Source organism: Thalassobacter sp. (assembly GCF_982993085.1).
Genome location: NZ_CEZFMW010000064.1, coordinates 1 through 19,486, shown reverse-complemented (window position 1 = coordinate 19,486; position 19,486 = coordinate 1). Strand labels below are relative to the sequence as shown.

Sequence of the window (19,486 nt, the reverse complement as noted above, 5' to 3'; positions counted from 1 at the left end):
CGCCAAACAACACGTATCATCCTTGGGCAGCCCTAGACCGATTGGTTGCGATTTTCGACCGGGCGCTTAGTTAGGACCAAGAAGGAGACCACAATGACCAACCTGACCCCGCGTGAAATCGTATCCGAGCTTGACCGTTTCATCATCGGCCAAAAGGATGCCAAGCGGGCCGTTGCCGTGGCGCTCCGCAATCGTTGGCGCAGAAAGCAATTGGGCGATGACCTGCGCGATGAAGTGTATCCCAAGAACATCCTGATGATTGGCCCCACCGGCGTTGGCAAAACCGAAATCTCTCGTCGTCTTGCTAAGCTGGCGCGCGCACCGTTTCTAAAGGTTGAGGCCACAAAGTTCACCGAAGTTGGCTATGTTGGTCGCGACGTAGAGCAGATCATTCGTGATCTAGTGGACAGCGCCATTCTCATGACCCGCGAACATATGCGCGATGAAGTTAAGGCCAATGCCCATTCCGCAGCTGAGGAGCGGGTGATTGACGTACTGGCCGGTGACGGCGCCCGTGGTGGCACCCGTGAAATGTTCCGCAAAAAACTGCGCTCTGGTGACCTGGACGACAAGATCATTGAGCTTGAGGTGCAGGATACCTCGAACCCGATGCCCTTTGAGATCCCTGGCCAGCCTGGTCAGATGCCCGGCGGAATGGATCTTGGGGCGATGTTTGGCAAAGCATTCCAGCGTACGGTTACGAAACGCCTGACTGTTGCGGCCAGTTATGACCTTCTGATCGATGAAGAGGCTGACAAATTGCTCGATGCTGAGGCCGTCAATCGCGAAGCGATCCGCGCGGTTGAACAATCAGGCATCGTGTTCATCGACGAAATCGACAAGGTTTGCACCCGCTCCGATGCGCGCGGTGGCGATGTATCCCGCGAAGGCGTGCAGCGCGATTTGTTGCCCCTGATTGAGGGCACAACCGTTTCGACCAAACACGGACCCGTCAAAACCGACCACGTTCTATTTATCGCGTCTGGTGCGTTTCATATCGCGAAGCCATCAGACCTTTTGCCCGAACTTCAGGGTCGCCTGCCGATCCGTGTGGAACTGCGCGGCCTGACCGAAGAAGATTTCGTGCGTATTCTGACGGAAACCGACAACGCGCTAACGCGGCAATACACGGCGTTAATGGCAACCGAAGAAGTCACCGTCGATTTCACACCTGAGGGTATCGGCGCCTTGGCCCGCATTGCTGCTGAAGTAAACGAAAGCGTCGAAAACATCGGTGCACGGCGACTGTACACAGTGCTGGAACGCGTGTTCGAGGACCTCAGCTTTTCCGCGCCGGATCGGACCGGCGATACGGTTACGGTTGATGCCGCATTTGTTGACAAACACTTGGGCGCTTTGGCGAAATCGACCGATCTAAGCCGCTACGTGCTGTAAAACACTAGCGCGATGCATCCTTCGGCCGTAACGCTTGGCCATGATCGGGTTTTTCCTCTCTAACATCCGCTGGCTGGCGGCTGGGGCGCTGTTGGCGTTTTCATCCAGCTATGGTCAGACTTTCTTTATCGCGATCTTTGCGGGTGAAATTCGCCGTGATTTCGGGTTGAGCCATGGGGAATGGGGTCTGATCTATGGGATCGGTACAGGGGTATCGGCCCTAATTATGGTGTGGGCTGGTGGTCTGACGGACAGATTCCGGGTGCGAACGCTGTCTGCGATAACACTGATCTTGCTGGCGCTGTCATGCATTGCGATGGCGGTTAACCCATTTGCAGGCACTTTGGTGTTCTTGATCCTCGCTTTACGGGTAACGGGTCAGGGCATGTTAAGCCATATCCCCGCCGTTGCGATGACACGCTGGTTCGTTGCCTCGCGCGGACGGGCATTGGCCATTGCGGCACTCGGCTTTGCCGTGGCGCAAGCGTTCCTGCCGATGCTGTTTGTCATGATCAAGGATGCAGTAGGTTGGCGCGTTTCATGGGCCATTGCCGCGGGGTTCGCCTTTCTCGCTATTCCACTGTTGGTTTGGCTTTTGCAAAAGGAACGCACGCCACAATCCCATGCAGAGGAAAAAGGTGCCACAGGGATGGGTGCGCGCCATTGGACCCGCGCCGAGGCAGTACAACACCCGCTGTTCTGGGCCTTTTGCCCATCAATCTTTGGGTTATCTGCATGGGGAACAGCGCTATTTTTTCACCAAGTCCACTTGGCCGAGGATAAGGGCTGGACGCACGCTGACCTCACGCTTTTATTTCCCGTATTTACGGTGGCGTCTGTGGTCGCGATGCTGTGCGCAGGCGCGGCGATTGACCGTTTTGGCACACGGCCGCTTGTTGCAACCTATCTGATACCGGCCGCTTTGGGGTTCATGTTGCTGGCGTCAGCGACGTCGTTGTCGGTGGGCGCCGCTGCATTTGTGATTATCGGCGCAACCCAAGGCATGAGCGCGGCAGTCCCCGGCGCATTCTGGGCCGAGCATTATGGTACTCAATTCGTCGGCTCAATTAAGGCGCTAGCAACCGCGGTTATGGTTGCAGGATCAGCTGCCGGGCCATGGATCACCGGCGCATTCATTGACACAGGCTTGTCGTTTAACGCGCAATTTCCGTTATTTAGTGTCTATTTTATGGGCGCAGGGCTATTGGCTTGGATTGGCCTGCGGTCAGCGCGCACGGCGTAGATAGACATAATAAGCGCCCTCGCCGCCATGGCTGATATGCGCTTGGGTCACCTGTGACACCACCGCACCCATCGGAGGCATGGCCAGCCACTGGGGCACTTGGTGTCGCAAAACCCCCCGTCGGATCGGGATTGGGCCATCGTCACGGGTGCTTTTGCCCTTGCCGGTTACAACCAGCAAAAGCCGTTTACCATCAGCATGGCCATCCATCACGAAGCGCATCAGCGTAGGATGCGCCGCCGCCAACGTCATTCCGTGCAGATCCAGCTTGCCCTCTGGCCGAACCTTGCCCCGTCGCATTTTTGTGAACGTTTTTTTGTCCATGCGCAGCGGTGCACTATTCATCCGCTCCCGCAGGGCAGGGGCAATATCATGCGAAGGCAGCTTGGCCCGCGCCTGCTGGCCCAGTTGGAAGTGTGAAATCGTATGATCCGGCTTTGGGCTTGGCTTCGGTTTGGGTTGTTCAGGTAGCGCGCTTGCCCGCTTGGTGGGGTGCAGCGGATCAGCCGTTTTAACGACCTCCTGCCAGAGCGCGGCATCATCTGAACTGAGCTCCTTGCGACGACGGCTCATGTTGATGCCTCTCGTGGCAAAAGAAGTGTCATCGTGACCTCTGTATTCAACGATCCTGCACGCAGACCAGCATCCGCACCGGTTCCGCAGTACAGGTCACCTCGGTTAGGGCCTTTAATCGCGCTGCCAATATCTTGGGCCACGCACAGGCGGCCTTGGCCTTCGAACTCGATCCAGACTGGGGTGCCAAGCGGAATGTGTGCGGGGTCTACTGCCAATGTGCGATCTGCCGTCACTGGACGATCCATCGTGCCAAGTGGACCGCTGTCTTGTGGCAGATCGAGCACCTTTAAGAACACAAAAGAAGGGTTCAGCAGCAACAGATCGGTTCCGTTTGAACGGAGCCACTCCTTAACCTTATCCGCCGATACCTCGCCTGCGGAAAAGACCCCTTTGCGAACCAGTTCGGCGCCAATACTCACGTAAGGATGCCCGTTTTTCGCTGCAAAACCCACACGGATGCTTTGATCATCCGCAAACATCAATCGCCCTGATCCCTGCACTTGCAGAAAAAAAGCATCTACGGGATCGCGCAGCCATGCAATCTCAAGCCCTAGCCCATCCAATGCTCCGTCTTGGACGATAGCCGCACGGGTCAACGCCTGCGCGGCAGCATCCGGAGGGCAAGCATAGATCGGGCATGGATATTCATCCGTACGGATAAGAGAGGCGGGGATTTCAGGCTCATAGTAACCGGTTAGATGCCCATTGCCGGCGCCCAAACGGTGCAATGTGAAATGCGTCTCAAAGAACTCGCGCGCCGAGATGTCATTGGCTTTTCTCAAAAACGGGTAACAAAGATCACGCGTGTTCTCAAAACACGCCCACGCCGCTGCATGGTCGTCATTGGACCAGTCGCGCAGGGCGTCAAACGACAAAGGCCGGGTGTCAGACCCGGCCTTTTCGGTGTCTTTTAGGGATACGTCTGTCATCCACCCGTCGCGACGAGACGCCAATTCGGGTCATCCTCGCCCATAGTGCGAGCAAATGTCCACACGTCGCGCTGCTTCTTGATTTCGTTGGGGTTGCCCTCAACAATCTCACCGGCTTCGTTACGGACAACGCTGGTCAACTCACCCACAAAGCGGAGCGTTACCTCTGCCTCATTCGTGTCGCGGTCAAAGGTTGCAGATTCTAGACCGACCTCACGCACGCCGACAAAATCAGCTTCGATCCGTAGGCCTTTGTCTTCACGATCCGCAATTACGGAGACGAACGTCTCATACACGTCTTCGGCTAGGAAATTTTCAATTTCAGCGACGTCACCACGTTCAAACGCCATAAGGATCATTTCGTAAGCGCCACGTGCGCCACCGATAAACTCTGTCACGGAAAAACCAGGTTCTGCCAGCTTCATTCCCGCAAGGGCGCGAGCGGACTCGGATCCATCATCCACATGGTCGATAATGTCACGATCTGGACCGCCATCAATGACCTCGAAGTCGCGGCGCACAGAACGGCCCTGAGGTGCGGGCGTATTTGCGGGAGGCGCTTCAAACCCGTCGCGCGTGCCAAGTACACTTTTCAACCTGAGAATCAGGAACAAAGCGATCCCGCCAAGTATAAGTAAACCAATCACGGGGTTATCCATTTGTATCCTCGGGCCTAAGGCGTTTCATTTTTCGTTACTCATCCCTATGTAAGGCCGGCAAGGGGTCAAGTCCACAAACCCCAGCCAAGGAGGTGCCCCAATGTGGCTATTTTTGCTTTTTGTCGGCGTGCCGGTTCTAGAAATAGCGCTTTTCCTACAGGTTGGCGGGTGGGTGGGCATGTGGCCAACTCTCGGAATTGTGATCCTGACGGCGGCCGTGGGCACTGTTCTTGTGCGCTCTCAGGGGCTTGCGCAGCTGGCAAAGCTCCAAAACAGCTTTCAGGAGATGCGCGATCCGACTGAAACTCTGGCGCATGGGGCGATGGTTCTGGCCTCTGGGCTTTTGTTGCTAACGCCTGGCTTTTTCACAGATGCGGTGGGATTTGCTCTTTTGGTGCCGGGCATACGCACCGTAATCCTGCGGTATGTTCGTAGTAAAATCCGCGTTCAAAGCTTTCAATATGGGGCGCAGTCCGCACCCCGTGCCGAGGATGATATCATTGATCTAACGGTGGATGCAGAACCCCGTGATAAGCCATCTGGTTGGACCAAGCCCGACTAGCTTGAGGGTCCAATGGTCCTCTGATATCTGGGTATCAACCTTATCTTGGAGCGATCAATGGCCGACGAAACCCCCGCAGCAGCGCCCGAACAGCAGGCAGCGCCGCAAATGAAAGTCCTTGCACAGTTCATCCGTGATCTGTCGTTTGAAAACATCGCAGCCCAAAAGGGCATGCAAGGCAATGCAGAGCCCGACATCAACGTACAGGTCGGCCTAGACGCCAAAAAGCGCCCGGTTGAAAACCAATACGATGTGACGATCAAGCTGAACATCGAAGCAAAGTCCAAAGCTGACGACGCCAAGATTTTCGTTCTTGAGCTGGATTACAATGGCATTTTTCACATCGAAAACGTGCCAGATAACCAGCTGCACCCCTTCTTGTTGATTGAATGCCCTCGGATGCTGTTCCCGTTTGTGCGCCGCATTGTGTCGGACATCACACGTGACGGTGGCTATCCGCCGCTGAACCTCGAAACCATTGATTTCGTCAGCCTTTATCGCAGCGAAATCACACGCCGTGCCCAAGCTGAGGCTGCACAGGCAACGGTTTCCTAAGCAGCGATTACGCCAGCTTAGACCACAATGCAGCGTCGCCCATCTTGCCTACAAAGGCATCATGGGCGGCGCGTTCTTCTTCGGTGATCCTAGACGCCAACGGGCGCGGACGTTTGCCAGCGGTACGGGCCGCCTGTGTGCTGGTCCCGCTTGTCGTTGAAAGCCCGAAGTCAGGCTGCACACCGCCCGTAAGCTCTAGATATACTTCCGCTAGAATTTCACTATCCAACAAAGCGCCGTGTTTTTCGCGCGCTGAGTTGTCGACCCCAAACCGGCGGCAAAGCGCATCCAGCGACGCAGGTGACCCGGGGAATTTGGTGCGCGCAATCATCAACGTATCAATAGCTTGATCCATAGGCAAAATGCGTCGTTTGCACCAACCGAGTTCAGCATTCAGGAACTTCATATCGAAGGCAGCATTGTGGATGACCATCTTTGCGTCGCCCACGAAGTCGAGAAATGCATCGGCAATCGCCTCAAACACTGGGAAGTCGCGCAAAAATTCTTCGCTAAGACCGTGCACTTCGAATGCGCCCTTTGGCATGTCACGCATCGGGTTGATATATTGGTGGTAAGTCCGACCCGTCGGAAGTTGATTCATCAGCTCTACGGCGCCAATTTCAACGATCCGGTCGCCTTCTTCGGGCGAAAACCCCGTTGTTTCTGTATCAAGAACGATCTCACGCATGGGTCACCTCTGCCAAAATTAGATCCACTTGTTCCTCGGCCGCATCAAGGGTCATGGTTTCAATTACATAATCCGCACGCGCCCGTTTTTCGGCATCAGGTATTTGTTTTGAACGGATAGCCTCAAACTGAGCCTCTGTCATTGTGCCACGATCCATCACGCGCTGTTTTTGGACGCTGGCTGGGGCGGATACGACGATGATTTTGTCGACCTCTGTATCTAGGCCAACTTCAAACAACAGTGGAATGTCGAGCAGAACAACAGGCGCTGTACTGTCACTAAGGAACGTCGCGCGATCCGCGGCTACCAGTGGGTGAACAATGGCTTCAATCCGCTTGAGATCGTCTGGGTTCATCGCAATTTGCCGCAAAGCATCACGATCAACACGGCCTTCACTGATTGCTTGTGGAAAGATTGCACCAATAGGGGCGACAGCCGCACCTTTGTTATAAAGCTTATGGACGGTGCTATCTGCATCCCAAATGGGTACGCCACGCGCGCGAAATATATTTGCTGTCGTGCTTTTGCCCATACCGATACCGCCTGTCAGTCCCAGTACGATCATGAGGCCAACACAGCCTTGCGTAGTTCCATATCCACCTCAGGCGCGGTGCCGAACCAACGTTCAAAACCCGGTGCTGCTTGGTGCAGCAACATCCCTAGGCCATCGACTGTGCGGCAGCCTATCGCCTTAGCGGTGCGAAGCAGTTCCGTTTCAAGTGGAGTATAGACGATGTCAGTGACCACTGTTTCAGGGCGTAGACCGTCCAATGGCACGCGCAGCGCTGATTTCCCCTGCATGCCTAATGATGTCGTGTTTACCAACAGAGACGCATCGCCCAAAACGTTGCCCGCTTGAACCCAATCAATGACCTCAATCTTGGCCCCAAAGTGGTCCTTGAGAGCGTCCGATCGCGCACGTGTTCGATTGGTTACGCGTATTACTGGTGCGCCTGCCTGACTGAGCGCGGCGATTATCGCTCGTGACGCGCCACCTGCACCGAACACAACACACGGGCCAGATTTAGCCGACCATTCTGGAACATAATCGCGAATATTTGCCAAAAAACCGACGCCGTCGGTATTGTCTGCTTGGATGCGCCCATCAGCAGTAAATGTTAACGTATTGGCGGCACCTATCAAAGCGGCACGGTCTGTCACGCTATCTGCCAGCTCTAGGACTGCTTCCTTATGGGGCAGGGTGACATTAACCCCCTGAAACCCCATCTTAGGAAGTGTTTCCAAGACCGTTTTTAGGTCGGATTGGGCAACGTCCATCGGAATATAGTGACCTGATATACCATATTTTTTCAGCCAATGGCCGTGCAACTGCGGGGACCGGCTATGCGCAATGGGTTGGCCAATGACACCTGCAAGTTTCACTTTATCCGTCATCCGTCGATTATCCCCCGTGTGGTCAGGTAGCCCAATAGCGGCAGTAAGGGCAAACCTAGAACAGTAAAGTAGTCCCCATCCACACGATGAAACAGCCGTGCCCCTTCCTCTTCGAGCTTATAGGCACCCACAGCTTCGCGAATACTGTCCCAGTTGCGATCCACATAGTCCGCTAGATAGGCATCAGACCGTTCTGCCATGGTCAGCTTGACCTCTCCAACAAAGCGCCAAACGGGTTGTCCATCTTCAATCAAGACAGCCGCTGACAGCAGTTTATGCGTTTTTCCACACATATCTTTCAGCTGAGAGAGAGCATCTTCTGGGGTTTTCGGTTTGGAGAGGAGCTTGCGATCCACTTCCAACACTTGATCACAGCCCAAAACCATACCTGAAACACCTTTGTCTGCCACGCGTCGCGCCTTCATCTCGGCTAAAGTGTCGGCAATGTCCCTAGGCTTTGCCTCTTCGCTGAGAAGGGCAGCCGTAGTCATTTGCTCATCTATTGCTGCCTTAATAACCTCAACGGACACGCCAGCGTTTTCGAGAAGTTGCCGACGAATCGTCGAACCAGAGGCCAAGATCAATGGCTGAGGCATGTGGAAAACCCTTTGCAAAAGCGGACGCATAACCCGGTGGGCAGAGCCCGGCATAAGTCCGGGATAACACTATCCGGGGGTAAGTTGGTACTTTGAAGATTATTTTCAAAGTGGCTACTCACAACCACTAACAAGTTCTTAACAGCGGGATAAGATTTTTGCTCCCAAAAAGCCGCCCAGAGTTGTCAGAATAAGTATCCACAAAACAACACATTGAAAAATATATGTTTTCAGATTTTACCCAACTTCTTCTCCACACATTAAGGAAAACTTACAATTAAAAATTCTGAGGTGTGGACAGCTCTACTTATCCCCGTTTTCCCCAGTACAACCTACAACAACAATCTTCTTTCTTAATATTATTTATTAGTGTTAGGCAGACGGCGACTTAGAGGAAAAACCACAATGATCGACTTGTTGGCAGTAGCCTATCCATGGACGAAAAGCTTGCATGTGATCTCTGTGATCGCATGGATGGCTGGTTTGTTTTATCTTCCACGACTTTTCGTTTATCATGTTGAAAAAGTTGGAAAAAACGGAGAGACAGCTGAACTGTTCCAGACCATGGAGCGTCGGCTTCTCAAGGCGATTATGAACCCAGCGATGATTGCCTCTTGGCTACTTGGACTTGCGTTGATTTTGACACCAGGAGCAATCGATTGGTCCGCTGCATGGCCCTATACCAAGTTTGCAGCAATCATTGGTATGACTTGGTTCCACATGTGGTGCGGTGCACGGCGAAAGGACTTGATGGCTGATGGCCAGCAACGCTCTGGCCGTCACTATCGATTGATGAATGAGGTTCCGACGGTTCTGCTGATCGTGATCATCGTTTCTGTCATCGCTCGCCCCTTCTGATTGACTTTTTGGCGCCTGGGTACTAGGCGGCATGTGCGGAGGATCGTCCTGGTCCAAGAACCGCTTCCCATTTCTACTATCAACCTCGGCCTTTTTGGGCCGTTGGAGTGCGCATGTCTGAAGAAAAACTGAATCTCTCTGATCTAAAGGCGAATTCGCCCAAAGATCTGCTGAAAATGGCTGAAGAGCTTGAGATTGAAAACGCCTCCACGATGCGTAAGGGCGAGATGATGTTCTCGATCCTCAAAGAACGCGCTGAGGATGGTTGGGAAATCTCCGGTGTCGGCGTTCTTGAGGTTCTGCAAGACGGCTTTGGGTTTCTTCGGTCACCTGAAGCAAACTACCTGTCCGGACCCGATGATATTTATGTCTCACCTGACATGATCCGTCAGTATTCGCTGCGGACTGGTGATACTGTCGAGGGCGTCATTCAGGCTCCTGATGAGAATGAGCGTTATTTTGCGTTAACGTCTGTTGCGATCATTAACTTTGAGGATCCTGAGAAGGCTCGTCATAAGATTAGCTTTGATAATCTTACGCCGCTCTATCCTGATGATCGTTTGAATATGGAGATTGAAGATCCGACGATTAAGGATCGATCCGCGCGGATCATCGACCTTGTCGCGCCGATTGGCAAAGGCCAACGTTCCCTGATCGTGGCGCCCCCGCGTACTGGTAAAACGGTTCTTTTACAAAACATTGCAAAGTCGATCGAGACGAACCATCCAGAATGCTATCTGATGGTTTTGCTGATTGATGAACGTCCCGAAGAGGTGACGGACATGCAGCGCTCTGTGAAAGGTGAGGTCATTTCCTCGACTTTCGATGAACCTGCCACGCGCCACGTTGCTGTATCAGAAATGGTAATTGAAAAAGCGAAACGCCTAGTTGAGCACAAGCGGGACGTTGTCATTCTGCTAGACTCGATTACCCGTTTGGGCCGTGCATTTAACACTGTCGTGCCGTCGTCTGGTAAGGTTCTGACAGGCGGTGTGGATGCTAACGCGTTGCAACGCCCAAAGCGTTTCTTTGGTGCGGCTCGGAACATCGAAGAGGGCGGTTCGTTGACGATCATTGCAACAGCTTTGATCGACACAGGCTCACGGATGGACGAAGTCATCTTTGAAGAGTTCAAAGGGACAGGTAACTCCGAGATCGTGTTGGATCGCAAGGTGGCGGATAAACGCGTGTTCCCTGCGATGGATATTCTGAAATCCGGCACACGTAAGGAAGAGCTTCTGGTTAATCAAAAAGACCTGCAAAAGACCTTTGTCTTGCGTCGAATTCTCAACCCAATGGGGACTACGGACGCTATCGAATTCCTGATTTCAAAGTTGAAACAGACCAAAACAAATTCTGAGTTCTTCGATTCTATGAACTCATAAACATTTGGTCCGCTAGAGCGGGGCGTTATGGATACGATCTTTGCACTGGCGACTGCACAGGGGAAGGCGGGAGTTGCGGTAGTTCGAATTTCGGGCCCGCAAGCCTTTGAAGTTTATACACTATTGTGTGGTAGCCTTCCCATAGGCCGCAAAATGGGATTGCGTTCTGTTCGAGCTGGCGACGGTACCCTGTTGGATCAGGCGCTTGTTCTACTTTTTCCAGAAGGTCAAAGTTTTACGGGCGAAGAGACTGTCGAGCTACAGCTTCATGGAAGTATCGCGGTTGTTCGTGCTGTATTGGCAGCCATATCGGATACGGGTCTGGCGCGTGTGGCTGAACCTGGGGAGTTCACGCGTCGCGCCCTACTGAATGAGCGGCTCGATTTAACGCAAGTAGAAGGGCTCTCTGATCTTATTGAGGCCGAAACAGAGGTACAGCGGCGAGAAGCGATGCGTACTTTTGATGGCGCCTTGCGTGATATGATTGAAAGTTTGCGAGCAAACCTGATCCGAGCAGCGGCCCTGATAGAGGCGACAATCGATTTCGCCGATGAGGAGGTTCCTGAGAATGTGTATCCGGAGGTCGAGAGCCTTCTTCAGGAAGTGATTGCAACGATTTCTTCTGAAGTATCTCGATCAAATGTAGCGCAATCCGTTCGAAAGGGATTTGAGGTGGCGATCATTGGGCCACCAAATGTTGGGAAATCTACACTTCTCAATGCTTTATCTGGTAAGGAAGCAGCTATCACATCCGAGATTGCGGGCACGACACGCGATATTGTTGAAGTCCGCATGGATATTCAAGGGCTGCCAGTGACCTTTTTGGATACTGCTGGTGTTCGTGAAACGGATGATCCCATCGAGAAACTAGGCGTCGCTCGTGCGCTAGAGCGCGCAAAAGTTGCTGAATTGCGTGTTATCCTTTTAGAGGGGCCTGATGCTGACCCCATCCTGATGCCCAGTGAAGGTGATATCATCGTTTCGACAAAGCATGATATTTACGGGGTCGGGATCTCTGCCCTTAACGGGGTCGGCTTGGATGACCTTTTGTCAGAGATTTCTGCTCGCCTTGGTAATCTGACGGCAGATATTGGTTTGATCAGTAGGGAAAGAGATCGGGTAGCCCTTAGCGAGTGTCACACTCGGTTGTGTCATGTGCGCGACAATATTCTATATATGCCTTCGGAGCTGTTAACCGCGGAAATATACGGCGCTGTTCAGTCCCTTAGCGCAGTGATTGGTCGCGTTGGCGTGGAAGATGTGCTAGATGAGATCTTTGCGAGCTTCTGTCTAGGAAAGTAGGAGTGTTTCACGTGAAACAATTGGACTTTGATATCATCGTTGTAGGTGGTGGTCACGCAGGGGCAGATGCTGCGCATGCGTCTGCTCGTATGGGCGTCAAGACAGCCCTGATTACAATGTCACAAGCGGGTATAGGCGTTATGTCTTGCAACCCAGCCATCGGGGGGCTTGGAAAAGGGCACCTAGTCCGCGAAATTGACGCTTTGGATGGCCTTATGGGGCGAGCCGCCGACGCGTCTGGTATCCAGTTTCGCCTGCTTAATCGGCGTAAAGGCCCGGCAGTGCAGGGACCACGTACTCAAGCCGATCGAGCGCTATATCAACAGTTTATTCAAAAAGAACTTCAGGCACAGCCAAACCTTTCAATTGTAATTGGCGAAGTGGCCGACCTCCTCATTGAAAATGGCCGTGCTGCTGGAGTGAAGCTTTCAGACGATACAGAAATTCGTGCGGGTGCAGTTGTTCTAACTACCGGAACCTTTTTGCGCGGCGTCATTCATATTGGGGATGTCTCTCGCCCAGGGGGCCGTATGGGAGATGCGCCTTCCCAAGCGCTTGCGAAACGTCTCGATGATCTCAACCTTCCTTTAGGAAGGCTAAAGACAGGAACTCCGCCGCGACTAAATGGAAAGACAATTGATTGGTCTGGGTTGGAAATGCAGCCGGCAGATGAGGAGCCGACGCTCTTTTCATTCCTATCAAATAAAGCGGCTTGTCGTCAGATATCCTGTGGTATCACGCATACAAATGAAAAAACGCACCAGATTATCGCGGATAATCTCTCGCGATCAGCGATGTATGGTGGACATATCGACGGAGTAGGACCACGGTACTGCCCATCAATTGAAGACAAAATTGTACGATTTGCAGACAAGACATCGCATCAGATTTTCCTTGAGCCAGAAGGACTTGAAGATAATACAATTTATCCAAACGGAATTTCCACATCGTTGCCAGTTGATGTGCAAGAAGCTTATGTAAAGTCGATAAGTGGCCTCGAGAATGTTGAAATCCTTCAACCTGGCTATGCAATTGAATATGATTATGTCGACCCACGAGCATTGCGGCCAACCCTAGAGCTAAAGGCTTTGAGTGGCCTATTTCTTGCTGGGCAGATCAATGGCACTACAGGGTATGAAGAAGCCGCCGCGCAGGGTCTGGTTGCTGGGCTTAATGCAGCATGCCAGGCTACGGAGAAAGACGAAGTCACCTTTAGTCGATCTGAAAGCTATATAGGTGTGATGATCGATGATTTGGTTACTCGGGGCGTATCTGAGCCATACCGGATGTTTACATCGCGCGCGGAGTTTAGATTGTCTTTACGCGCGGATAACGCAGACCAGCGATTGACCCCTATTGGTACCGCCCTGGGCTGTGTTGGTGAAGGGCGACGTAAGCAATTCGATCTCAAGAGAGAAAAGTTGGATCAGTTACGATCTGAACTCGGGTCGCTTAGTTTAACGCCAAAGGCCGCGCGAAATGCTGGCCTCGACGTAAAAGAGGACGGCAAAAAGCGGACTGCCTTTGAACTACTTTCCTTTCCGGATATAGATTTTAGCCGGCTGCGGGAAATTTGGCCTGCTCTTAAACCTGATGTGGAGATAAGTGATCAGATTGAGCGCGACGCGTTATACGCCAATTATATTGATCGTCAGGCGCAAGACGTAGAGGCCTTGCGGCGCGATGAAGCTCAAACGATCCCTAGAGAGTTCTCATATACTGAGATTGAAGGGCTTTCTAACGAATTGAAATCTAAGCTAAGTCTCGTAACCCCTGAGACATTGGGGCAGGCGGCGCGTATTGATGGGATGACACCAGCAGCACTTACGTTAATACTGTCCCACCTCAAACAGAGATTTAAGCGCACAGCATGAGCAAGGAAGAATTTCAGAGACGGTTGAATGTTTCACGTGAAACAATTGAACGCTTAAATCACTATGAAGCTCTTATTGGAAAGTGGAACCCAAAGATAAACCTAGTGGCAAGTAGTACGCTGGCAGATATTTGGACACGTCACTTTCTAGACTCTGCACAACTGGCGACCTTTGCACCCAAGAGCGGTGTATGGTTGGATTTAGGGTCCGGTGGTGGATTTCCCGCTTTGGTTTTAGCGTCAATGCTTGTGGATACACACCCAGATGTCTCGTTCACGCTGGTGGAAAGCGATACACGGAAGGCTGTATTCCTTAGGACAGTCATTCGCGATTTGGCTTTGAAAGCAAAGGTTCTAAGCCATAGGATCGAAGAAATACCAAATCAGAAAGCGGATGTTCTGTCGGCGCGCGCACTAGGCTCATTAGAAAAGCTGGTTGAATACGGAAATACCCACCTCGATCAGAATGGTGTTGCGCTGTTTCCAAAGGGTAGTTCTCATAAAAAGGAACTTGAGCAAGCGCGTGAAAGTTGGTCATTTGATTTTAAAACCATCGCCAGCTTAACGGACCCGACTGCGGCAATCTTCGCCATAAAGGATATTCAGCGTGCCAAATAATGGACCGGTCATTCTTTCGGTTGCCAATCAAAAGGGCGGCGTGGGGAAAACGACCACGTCAATCAACCTCGGAGCGGCACTTGCAGCGCGCGGCCAAAGTGTTTTGCTCATTGATCTAGATCCCCAAGGTAATGCATCTACGGGACTTGGCGTCGCACTAGATGATCGGGTTGTCACCACCTACGATTTGTTAATCGAGGAAGCTAAGCTACAAGATGTGGTTCAAGCCACTGATTTTCCAAACCTTGCAATCGCACCAGCAACAACGGATCTCAGCTCCGTTGATATTGAACTTGGTAAATCAGAAGGGCGCATACTGCGATTAAAGAATGCTCTTTATGATCAGGCCATTGAACCATTTGACTACGTCATTATTGACTGCCCGCCTTCTCTTAACCTTTTGACTTTAAACGCTTTTGTGGCATCGACGGCTGTATTGGTTCCGTTGCAGACTGAATTTTTCGCTCTTGAAGGGCTAAGTCAGCTTCTTTTGACGGTGCGCGACGTGCGGGACGGGGCTAATCCATCGCTACGCATCGACGGTGTAGTGTTAACGATGTACGATAAACGGAATAACCTGTGTATTCAGGTCGAAAACGATGCCCGTGATAATTTGGGTGACTTGGTCTATCGTACTGTTATTCCAAGGAATGTTCGTCTGAGTGAGGCGCCAAGTTTTGCACAACCAGTTTTGAACTATGATCCCAATTCACGGGGTGCAGTCGCGTATAAATTGCTGGCATCTGAGATGTTGAAGCGGCACGAAGGGTAGGGGACCGATGGTTGAAAAACGAGATCGACGCGGGCTAGGGCGAGGTTTGTCCGCGTTAATGGCAGACGTAAACGTTGAGGCTGCAACGCCTTCACAAGCTGAGGGGCGCAAAGGGTTCGAAACGGTCCCGATTGAGCGTATTTATGCCAATCCTGACCAGCCGCGCCGTCAGTTCACGGAGAATGATCTTGTCGATCTGACAAATTCCGTTCGAGAGAAGGGCGTGATTCAGCCATTAATCGTTCGGCCATTGCCCGGGGATCCGACGTCCTACCAAATTGTTGCGGGTGAACGCCGCTGGCGTGCGGCTCAGGCGGCGCAGCTTCATGAACTCCCCGTTGTTGTTCGCGATTTCGACGACATTGAAGTGCTCGAAGTTGCTATCATTGAGAACATTCAACGTGCTGACCTCAATGCGATTGAAGAGGCCGCTGGCTATCGTCAACTCATGGAAAAGTTCGGGCATACCCAAGAGAAACTTGCGACTGCGCTTGGGAAAAGCCGAAGCCATATTGCAAACTCTATGCGGCTTCTGTCGCTTCCGGATGCAGTTCAGGATGTGTTGAGTGCTGGTGAAATTACAGCTGGACATGGCCGGGCTCTGCTGACGGCGGACAATCCGAATGAATTACTGCGCGCAATTTTAACTAAGAAGCTGTCGGTCCGTGAAACTGAAAAATTAGCTAAGGCAAAGCCCACGGGTCCGTCTAAATCCTCTCCACGCAAGCCCAAGGCCAGCGCTCAAAAAGATGCAGATACAAAGGCGCTAGAAGACGATTTGTCGGCAAACCTTGGGATGAGTGTTGATATCGATCATGTCGTAGATAGTGAAGCAGGCTCGATTACTATTTCATACAAGTCATTGGATCAACTGGATGAATTGTGCCGACTCTTGACGATCATGCCTCCGGTCGAGACCAGATAAAGTAGGAAACTCCACCCAACACCGTTACCTGAAAAAAGATCACAACCAACGAAATTTGCCAGTAAAGCGCTACTCCTAGGGATGCTGTAATCATGGCTGTCGATGTGATTTTGGCTGATCTAGAAATTGCACCTGATTGCCGCCAATTGTGGATCGGTGGACCGAGTGTCGGATGAGCGAGTAACCAACCGTGTAGCTGGTCCGACGAACGCGAAAAGCAAAATGCGGTAAGCAATAGGAATGGGACCGTGGGCAGCAAGGGAAGCGGTATGCCAAGAATGCCCAGGCCGAGAGACACCAAGCCGCCAATGATCCAAACGATGCGCATGATTACTCGGTAATGAGGTTCCGGAGAAGACCGTTAAGAACCGGCCTGCCCTGAGAGGTGGCGCGCAAACGGGTTTCGTCAATCTCTATAAGACCTAGCTTGACCAAGTCCTGTACGGCCTCTGGTGCGAACTTGCCGCCCAAAGCTCTGTAGCGCCCCAGATCCGTTCCCTCACTCAACCGAAGGGACATCATCAGGTATTCGAGTGCCTGCTCAGAAACTGGAATCGCCTCACGCAGGCTTTCCCCACTTCTTTTCTTTTCAACATTCAGGAGCCAACCAAGCGGGCTCAATTCGGTTTCTGTGGCGAACTTTTGACCTGCTAATGTCAAACGACCATGCGCACCGGGGCCAATGCCAATATAGTCCCCACCACGCCAATAAATCAGGTTGTGCCGCGACTGAGCGTCTTCGCGCGCGTGATTAGAAACTTCGTAACTGCCCAATCCGGCGCTTGCGGTGATTTCTTGGGTCAGCAAGTACATATCGGCGGAGGTGTCATCATCGGGCAGCCCCTTTAGACCGCCCGCTGCATGACGAGCGCCAAAGGCCGTGCCGTCCTCGATTGTAAGTTGATAAAGCGACAGATGATCCACGGCCATGCTTAGCGCTTCTGTCAACTCTGCCTTCCAATCCTGAAGGGTTTGATTTTGGCGCGCATAAATCAGGTCAAAAGAGACCCTATCAAATAGGTTTCTTGCGGTATCAAAGGCAGCTTGAGCATCCTTAACAGAGTGCATGCGCCCAAGCCTACGCAGGTCGTCATCATTCAAGGCCTGAATACCCATCGATATCCGGTTTACCCCTGCGTCGCGATAACCGGCAAAGCGTCCAGCCTCTACAGATGTCGGATTAGCCTCCAGTGAAATCTCTGGATTGTTCACCATGGGCCAGTTTTGGCGAATACGCTCAATTATGGCGTACACAAGTGATGGATCCATCAACGACGGTGTGCCGCCACCAAAAAAAACAGTCTCTAACACACGGTTTTCTGTCTCTGCGGCGGCGCGATCCAATTCGCTTAGATATGCAGCTTGCCACCGGGCTTGGTCAATATTGGCAGAAACATGCGAGTTAAAATCGCAATATGGGCATTTGGCCTGACAAAAGGGCCAATGCAGGTACAACCCAAATCCGCCGGGGGGGCGGCTCATCCTTTAAAGGCCGTGACTTCGATTTCGTATAGCATCTCTGGCGTCATTAGATCGGCTATCACCATTGTCGCGGCGGGCCGAATGCTGCCCAAATGTTCACTCAATACAGGCTTCAGTTCATCCACTAACGCACGGTCTGTTACGTAATGTGTGACGCGTACGATATCGGCTCGCGTGAACCCGGCGTCCTGAAGCGCTGAATCGATGGTCACAAAGCATTGCCGCGCCTGTGCAGCGATCGTGTCCGGTAGGGTCATGGTGCTGTAATCAAACCCCGTGACTCCGGCCATGAAACACCAATCTCCTTGAACAACCGCGCGGGAATATCCGACTTCGGCTTCAAATGGCGATCCACTGGAAATCAACCGTTTGCTCATGTGTCGGTACCATGGCCTGTGAAAACCGCCTGAAGCTTTTTGAATGCGTCTGCCCGGTGGCTGATCTGGTTCTTTTCCCAGCGATCCATTTCCCCGAACGTTTCAGAATAGCCATCAGGCTGAAAAATCGGATCGTAACCATGCCCCTGATCGCCGCGCATCGGCCACACAATTTGTCCAGCCATCACACCCGGAAAAACTTCGTCGTGACCGTCCGGCCACGCAAGTACGAGGGTGCAGTTGAATTGCGCAGTCCGCGGATAGGGCGCATTCGCTTCTTCAAGCTCGGTCCAGGCACGGGTCATGCCGATCACGAAATTGCGGCCCTGTGGGGTTTCTGTCCAATCGGCAGTGTAAACACCGGGCGCACCACCAAGACCATCAATGGTCAACCCACTGTCATCAGCCAATGCGGGCAAGCCGGTGGCCTGCGCCGCTGCGTGGGCCTTGATCCGCGCGTTCCCAACAAAGGTAGTCTCGGTTTCGTCTGGCTCCGGCAGGCCGTGATCGGCATTTGATGTGCATTTGATGCCATAGGGCGCCAAGAGGGCCGCGATTTCCTCAAGCTTGCCTCTATTGTGCGTGGCAATCAGAAGTGCGTCCCCCTTGAACTGCCTCATGATGTGGCGATCTTTTGTGCAGTCACCAGATCAGCGACGCCTTGCTCAGCCAGCGCCATCAACTCTGCGAATTGCGTCTTGGAGAACGTCGCACCCTCAGCTGATGCTTGGATTTCGATCAAACCGCTTTCGCTGGTCATCACAAAGTTTCCGTCCGTCCCGGCCTGAGAATCCTCGGCGTAGTCAAGATCGAGCACACTCTGCCCAGCATAGACACCACAAGAAACTGCAGCGACGTGATCCGTAATTGGGTCGGTTACAATGTCGCCGGCCTTCATCAACTTGTTCACCGCAAGGCGCAGCGCAACCCAACCGCCGGTGATGGCTGCACACCGCGTTCCGCCATCGGCTTGGATCACGTCGCAATCAACGGTGATCTGTCGTTCGCCCAACGCGTTGCGATCAACGCCCGCCCGCAAGGATCGTCCGATCAGGCGCTGAATCTCTTGTGTACGGCCGGATTGCTTGCCCGACGCTGCTTCGCGGCGCATCCGGGTGTTGGTTGCGCGGGGCAGCATGCCGTATTCTGCTGTCACCCAGCCCAGGCCGGTGTTGCGCAAAAATGGGGGCACGCGCTCTTCTAGCGAGGCGGTGCATAGCACATGGGTATCGCCAACCTTGATAAGACAGCAGCCCTCGGCGTGTTTTGTGAAACCGACTTCGATCTCAATAGGGC

23 protein-coding genes are annotated in these 19,486 nt (G+C 52.7%); 11 read left to right on the top strand and 12 right to left on the bottom strand.

Going from position 1 to position 19,486, the window contains the following annotated elements; genetic code table 11:
• Positions 1-93 precede the first annotated feature (93 nt).
• Together hslU and AC4GMC_RS11130 are read left to right on the top strand one after the other, a co-directional pair.
• Positions 94-1,395: an ATP-dependent protease ATPase subunit HslU gene (gene hslU / locus AC4GMC_RS11135; RefSeq protein WP_487876543.1), complete on the top strand. Its 1,302-nt coding sequence runs from the start codon at positions 94-96 to the stop codon at positions 1,393-1,395.
• 40 nt (positions 1,396-1,435) lie between these two features.
• The gene (locus AC4GMC_RS11130) at positions 1,436-2,638 is read left to right on the top strand and encodes an MFS transporter (RefSeq protein ID WP_487876544.1); all 1,203 of its coding nucleotides are present in this window, start codon (positions 1,436-1,438) and stop codon (positions 2,636-2,638) included.
• On the opposite strand, the gene AC4GMC_RS11125 is transcribed toward AC4GMC_RS11130, so the two are convergent.
• From AC4GMC_RS11125 to AC4GMC_RS11115, 3 genes are read right to left on the bottom strand one after another with little or no spacing between them, the layout of a single operon-like run.
• Complete coding sequence (locus AC4GMC_RS11125; RefSeq protein ID WP_487876545.1) at positions 2,621-3,211, bottom strand: Smr/MutS family protein; 591 nt, start codon at positions 3,209-3,211, stop codon at positions 2,621-2,623. The two genes, AC4GMC_RS11130 and AC4GMC_RS11125, sit on opposite strands and share 18 nt — an antisense overlap.
• Positions 3,208-4,143 (bottom strand): murein transglycosylase A, encoded by a 936-nt coding sequence (gene mltA, locus AC4GMC_RS11120; protein WP_487876546.1) that lies wholly within the window; start codon positions 4,141-4,143, stop codon positions 3,208-3,210. Before mltA ends, AC4GMC_RS11125 begins: the two co-directional genes overlap by 4 nt.
• Entirely contained in the window at positions 4,140-4,802 is a 663-nt protein-coding gene (locus AC4GMC_RS11115) for a Tim44/TimA family putative adaptor protein (RefSeq protein ID WP_487876547.1), read from the bottom strand. The genes mltA and AC4GMC_RS11115 overlap by 4 nt, the downstream gene beginning before the upstream one ends.
• A gap of 100 nt (positions 4,803-4,902) precedes the next feature.
• Here AC4GMC_RS11115 and AC4GMC_RS11110 point away from each other — a divergent pair, with 100 nt between their 5' ends.
• Both AC4GMC_RS11110 and secB read left to right on the top strand, forming a co-directional pair.
• The gene (locus tag AC4GMC_RS11110; protein WP_487876548.1) at positions 4,903-5,364 is read left to right on the top strand and encodes an FxsA family protein; all 462 of its coding nucleotides are present in this window, start codon (positions 4,903-4,905) and stop codon (positions 5,362-5,364) included.
• A gap of 57 nt (positions 5,365-5,421) precedes the next feature.
• Positions 5,422-5,919, top strand: a complete 498-nt coding sequence (gene secB, locus AC4GMC_RS11105) for a protein-export chaperone SecB (protein WP_487876549.1) — start codon at positions 5,422-5,424, stop codon at positions 5,917-5,919.
• Positions 5,920-5,926: 7 nt separating this feature from the next.
• On the opposite strand, the gene dnaQ is transcribed toward secB, so the two are convergent.
• The 4 genes from dnaQ to AC4GMC_RS11085 are packed head-to-tail and all read right to left on the bottom strand — an operon-like array spanning position 5,927 to position 8,598.
• Complete coding sequence (dnaQ, locus tag AC4GMC_RS11100) at positions 5,927-6,607, bottom strand: DNA polymerase III subunit epsilon (RefSeq protein ID WP_487876550.1); 681 nt, start codon at positions 6,605-6,607, stop codon at positions 5,927-5,929.
• Entirely contained in the window at positions 6,600-7,172 is a 573-nt protein-coding gene (gene coaE, locus AC4GMC_RS11095; RefSeq protein WP_487876551.1) for a dephospho-CoA kinase, read from the bottom strand. The genes dnaQ and coaE overlap by 8 nt, the downstream gene beginning before the upstream one ends.
• Positions 7,169-8,002 (bottom strand): shikimate dehydrogenase, encoded by an 834-nt coding sequence (locus AC4GMC_RS11090; RefSeq protein WP_487876552.1) that lies wholly within the window; start codon positions 8,000-8,002, stop codon positions 7,169-7,171. Before AC4GMC_RS11090 ends, coaE begins: the two co-directional genes overlap by 4 nt.
• Complete coding sequence (locus AC4GMC_RS11085; protein ID WP_487876553.1) at positions 7,999-8,598, bottom strand: Maf family protein; 600 nt, start codon at positions 8,596-8,598, stop codon at positions 7,999-8,001. Before AC4GMC_RS11085 ends, AC4GMC_RS11090 begins: the two co-directional genes overlap by 4 nt.
• A gap of 405 nt (positions 8,599-9,003) precedes the next feature.
• Here AC4GMC_RS11085 and hemJ point away from each other — a divergent pair, with 405 nt between their 5' ends.
• The 7 genes from hemJ (at position 9,004) to AC4GMC_RS11050 (ending at position 16,331) form a co-directional block, all read left to right on the top strand.
• Positions 9,004-9,456, top strand: a complete 453-nt coding sequence (gene hemJ, locus AC4GMC_RS11080; RefSeq protein ID WP_487876554.1) for a protoporphyrinogen oxidase HemJ — start codon at positions 9,004-9,006, stop codon at positions 9,454-9,456.
• Positions 9,457-9,569: 113 nt separating this feature from the next.
• Entirely contained in the window at positions 9,570-10,841 is a 1,272-nt protein-coding gene (rho, locus tag AC4GMC_RS11075) for a transcription termination factor Rho (RefSeq protein ID WP_487876555.1), read from the top strand.
• 27 nt (positions 10,842-10,868) lie between these two features.
• Complete coding sequence (gene mnmE / locus AC4GMC_RS11070; RefSeq protein WP_487876556.1) at positions 10,869-12,143, top strand: tRNA uridine-5-carboxymethylaminomethyl(34) synthesis GTPase MnmE; 1,275 nt, start codon at positions 10,869-10,871, stop codon at positions 12,141-12,143.
• A 2-nt stretch (positions 12,144-12,145) separates the two neighbouring features.
• Positions 12,146-14,017, top strand: coding sequence for a tRNA uridine-5-carboxymethylaminomethyl(34) synthesis enzyme MnmG (gene mnmG / locus AC4GMC_RS11065; protein ID WP_487876557.1), 1,872 nt, complete (start codon positions 12,146-12,148; stop codon positions 14,015-14,017).
• On the top strand, positions 14,014-14,634 hold the full coding sequence (gene rsmG, locus AC4GMC_RS11060) for a 16S rRNA (guanine(527)-N(7))-methyltransferase RsmG (protein WP_487876558.1): 621 nt from the start codon (positions 14,014-14,016) through the stop codon (positions 14,632-14,634). The genes mnmG and rsmG overlap by 4 nt, the downstream gene beginning before the upstream one ends.
• Positions 14,624-15,406: a ParA family protein gene (locus AC4GMC_RS11055; RefSeq protein ID WP_487876559.1), complete on the top strand. Its 783-nt coding sequence runs from the start codon at positions 14,624-14,626 to the stop codon at positions 15,404-15,406. Before rsmG ends, AC4GMC_RS11055 begins: the two co-directional genes overlap by 11 nt.
• A gap of 7 nt (positions 15,407-15,413) precedes the next feature.
• A complete protein-coding gene (locus AC4GMC_RS11050) occupies positions 15,414-16,331 on the top strand; it encodes a ParB/RepB/Spo0J family partition protein (protein ID WP_487876560.1) in 918 nt (305 codons plus the stop codon).
• Here AC4GMC_RS11050 and AC4GMC_RS11045 read toward each other — a convergent pair.
• From AC4GMC_RS11045 to rph, 5 genes are all read right to left on the bottom strand, one after another.
• The gene (locus tag AC4GMC_RS11045) at positions 16,306-16,659 is read right to left on the bottom strand and encodes a YbaN family protein (protein WP_487876561.1); all 354 of its coding nucleotides are present in this window, start codon (positions 16,657-16,659) and stop codon (positions 16,306-16,308) included. The genes AC4GMC_RS11050 and AC4GMC_RS11045 overlap by 26 nt on opposite strands.
• Positions 16,660-16,661: 2 nt before the next feature.
• Entirely contained in the window at positions 16,662-17,813 is a 1,152-nt protein-coding gene (hemW, locus tag AC4GMC_RS11040) for a radical SAM family heme chaperone HemW (RefSeq protein WP_487876562.1), read from the bottom strand.
• Positions 17,810-18,190: a RidA family protein gene (locus AC4GMC_RS11035; protein ID WP_487876563.1), complete on the bottom strand. Its 381-nt coding sequence runs from the start codon at positions 18,188-18,190 to the stop codon at positions 17,810-17,812. The genes hemW and AC4GMC_RS11035 overlap by 4 nt, the downstream gene beginning before the upstream one ends.
• Positions 18,187-18,810 carry an RdgB/HAM1 family non-canonical purine NTP pyrophosphatase gene (gene rdgB, locus AC4GMC_RS11030; RefSeq protein ID WP_487876564.1) on the bottom strand — a complete coding sequence of 208 codons (624 nt, stop codon included), beginning with the start codon at positions 18,808-18,810 and terminating at the stop codon, positions 18,187-18,189. The genes AC4GMC_RS11035 and rdgB overlap by 4 nt, the downstream gene beginning before the upstream one ends.
• A partial coding sequence (gene rph, locus AC4GMC_RS11025) for a ribonuclease PH (RefSeq protein WP_487876565.1) occupies positions 18,807-19,486 on the bottom strand: 680 nt, incomplete at its 5' end. The genes rdgB and rph, both read right to left, overlap by 4 nt.

Bases quoted from the DNA above. Each gene is read 5' to 3' on its own strand.
- secB (WP_487876549.1), top strand. From the start codon at position 5,422: ATGGCCGACGAAACCCCCGCAGCAGCGCCCGAACAGCAGGCAGCGCCG.
- AC4GMC_RS11085 (WP_487876553.1), bottom strand. From the start codon at position 8,598: ATGCCTCAGCCATTGATCTTGGCCTCTGGTTCGACGATTCGTCGGCAA.
- rsmG (WP_487876558.1), top strand. From the start codon at position 14,014: ATGAGCAAGGAAGAATTTCAGAGACGGTTGAATGTTTCACGTGAAACA.
- rdgB (WP_487876564.1), bottom strand. From the start codon at position 18,810: ATGAGGCAGTTCAAGGGGGACGCACTTCTGATTGCCACGCACAATAGA.
- AC4GMC_RS11035 (WP_487876563.1), bottom strand. From the start codon at position 18,190: ATGAGCAAACGGTTGATTTCCAGTGGATCGCCATTTGAAGCCGAAGTC.
- AC4GMC_RS11125 (WP_487876545.1), bottom strand. From the start codon at position 3,211: ATGAGCCGTCGTCGCAAGGAGCTCAGTTCAGATGATGCCGCGCTCTGG.
- hemW (WP_487876562.1), bottom strand. From the start codon at position 17,813: ATGAGCCGCCCCCCCGGCGGATTTGGGTTGTACCTGCATTGGCCCTTT.
- rho (WP_487876555.1), top strand. From the start codon at position 9,570: ATGTCTGAAGAAAAACTGAATCTCTCTGATCTAAAGGCGAATTCGCCC.
- AC4GMC_RS11045 (WP_487876561.1), bottom strand. From the start codon at position 16,659: ATGCGCATCGTTTGGATCATTGGCGGCTTGGTGTCTCTCGGCCTGGGC.
- mltA (WP_487876546.1), bottom strand. From the start codon at position 4,143: ATGACAGACGTATCCCTAAAAGACACCGAAAAGGCCGGGTCTGACACC.
- dnaQ (WP_487876550.1), bottom strand. From the start codon at position 6,607: ATGCGTGAGATCGTTCTTGATACAGAAACAACGGGGTTTTCGCCCGAA.
- mnmE (WP_487876556.1), top strand. From the start codon at position 10,869: ATGGATACGATCTTTGCACTGGCGACTGCACAGGGGAAGGCGGGAGTT.
- coaE (WP_487876551.1), bottom strand. From the start codon at position 7,172: ATGATCGTACTGGGACTGACAGGCGGTATCGGTATGGGCAAAAGCACG.
- AC4GMC_RS11110 (WP_487876548.1), top strand. From the start codon at position 4,903: ATGTGGCTATTTTTGCTTTTTGTCGGCGTGCCGGTTCTAGAAATAGCG.
- hslU (WP_487876543.1), top strand. From the start codon at position 94: ATGACCAACCTGACCCCGCGTGAAATCGTATCCGAGCTTGACCGTTTC.
- AC4GMC_RS11130 (WP_487876544.1), top strand. From the start codon at position 1,436: ATGATCGGGTTTTTCCTCTCTAACATCCGCTGGCTGGCGGCTGGGGCG.
- AC4GMC_RS11090 (WP_487876552.1), bottom strand. From the start codon at position 8,002: ATGACGGATAAAGTGAAACTTGCAGGTGTCATTGGCCAACCCATTGCG.
- AC4GMC_RS11115 (WP_487876547.1), bottom strand. From the start codon at position 4,802: ATGGATAACCCCGTGATTGGTTTACTTATACTTGGCGGGATCGCTTTG.
- hemJ (WP_487876554.1), top strand. From the start codon at position 9,004: ATGATCGACTTGTTGGCAGTAGCCTATCCATGGACGAAAAGCTTGCAT.
- AC4GMC_RS11050 (WP_487876560.1), top strand. From the start codon at position 15,414: ATGGTTGAAAAACGAGATCGACGCGGGCTAGGGCGAGGTTTGTCCGCG.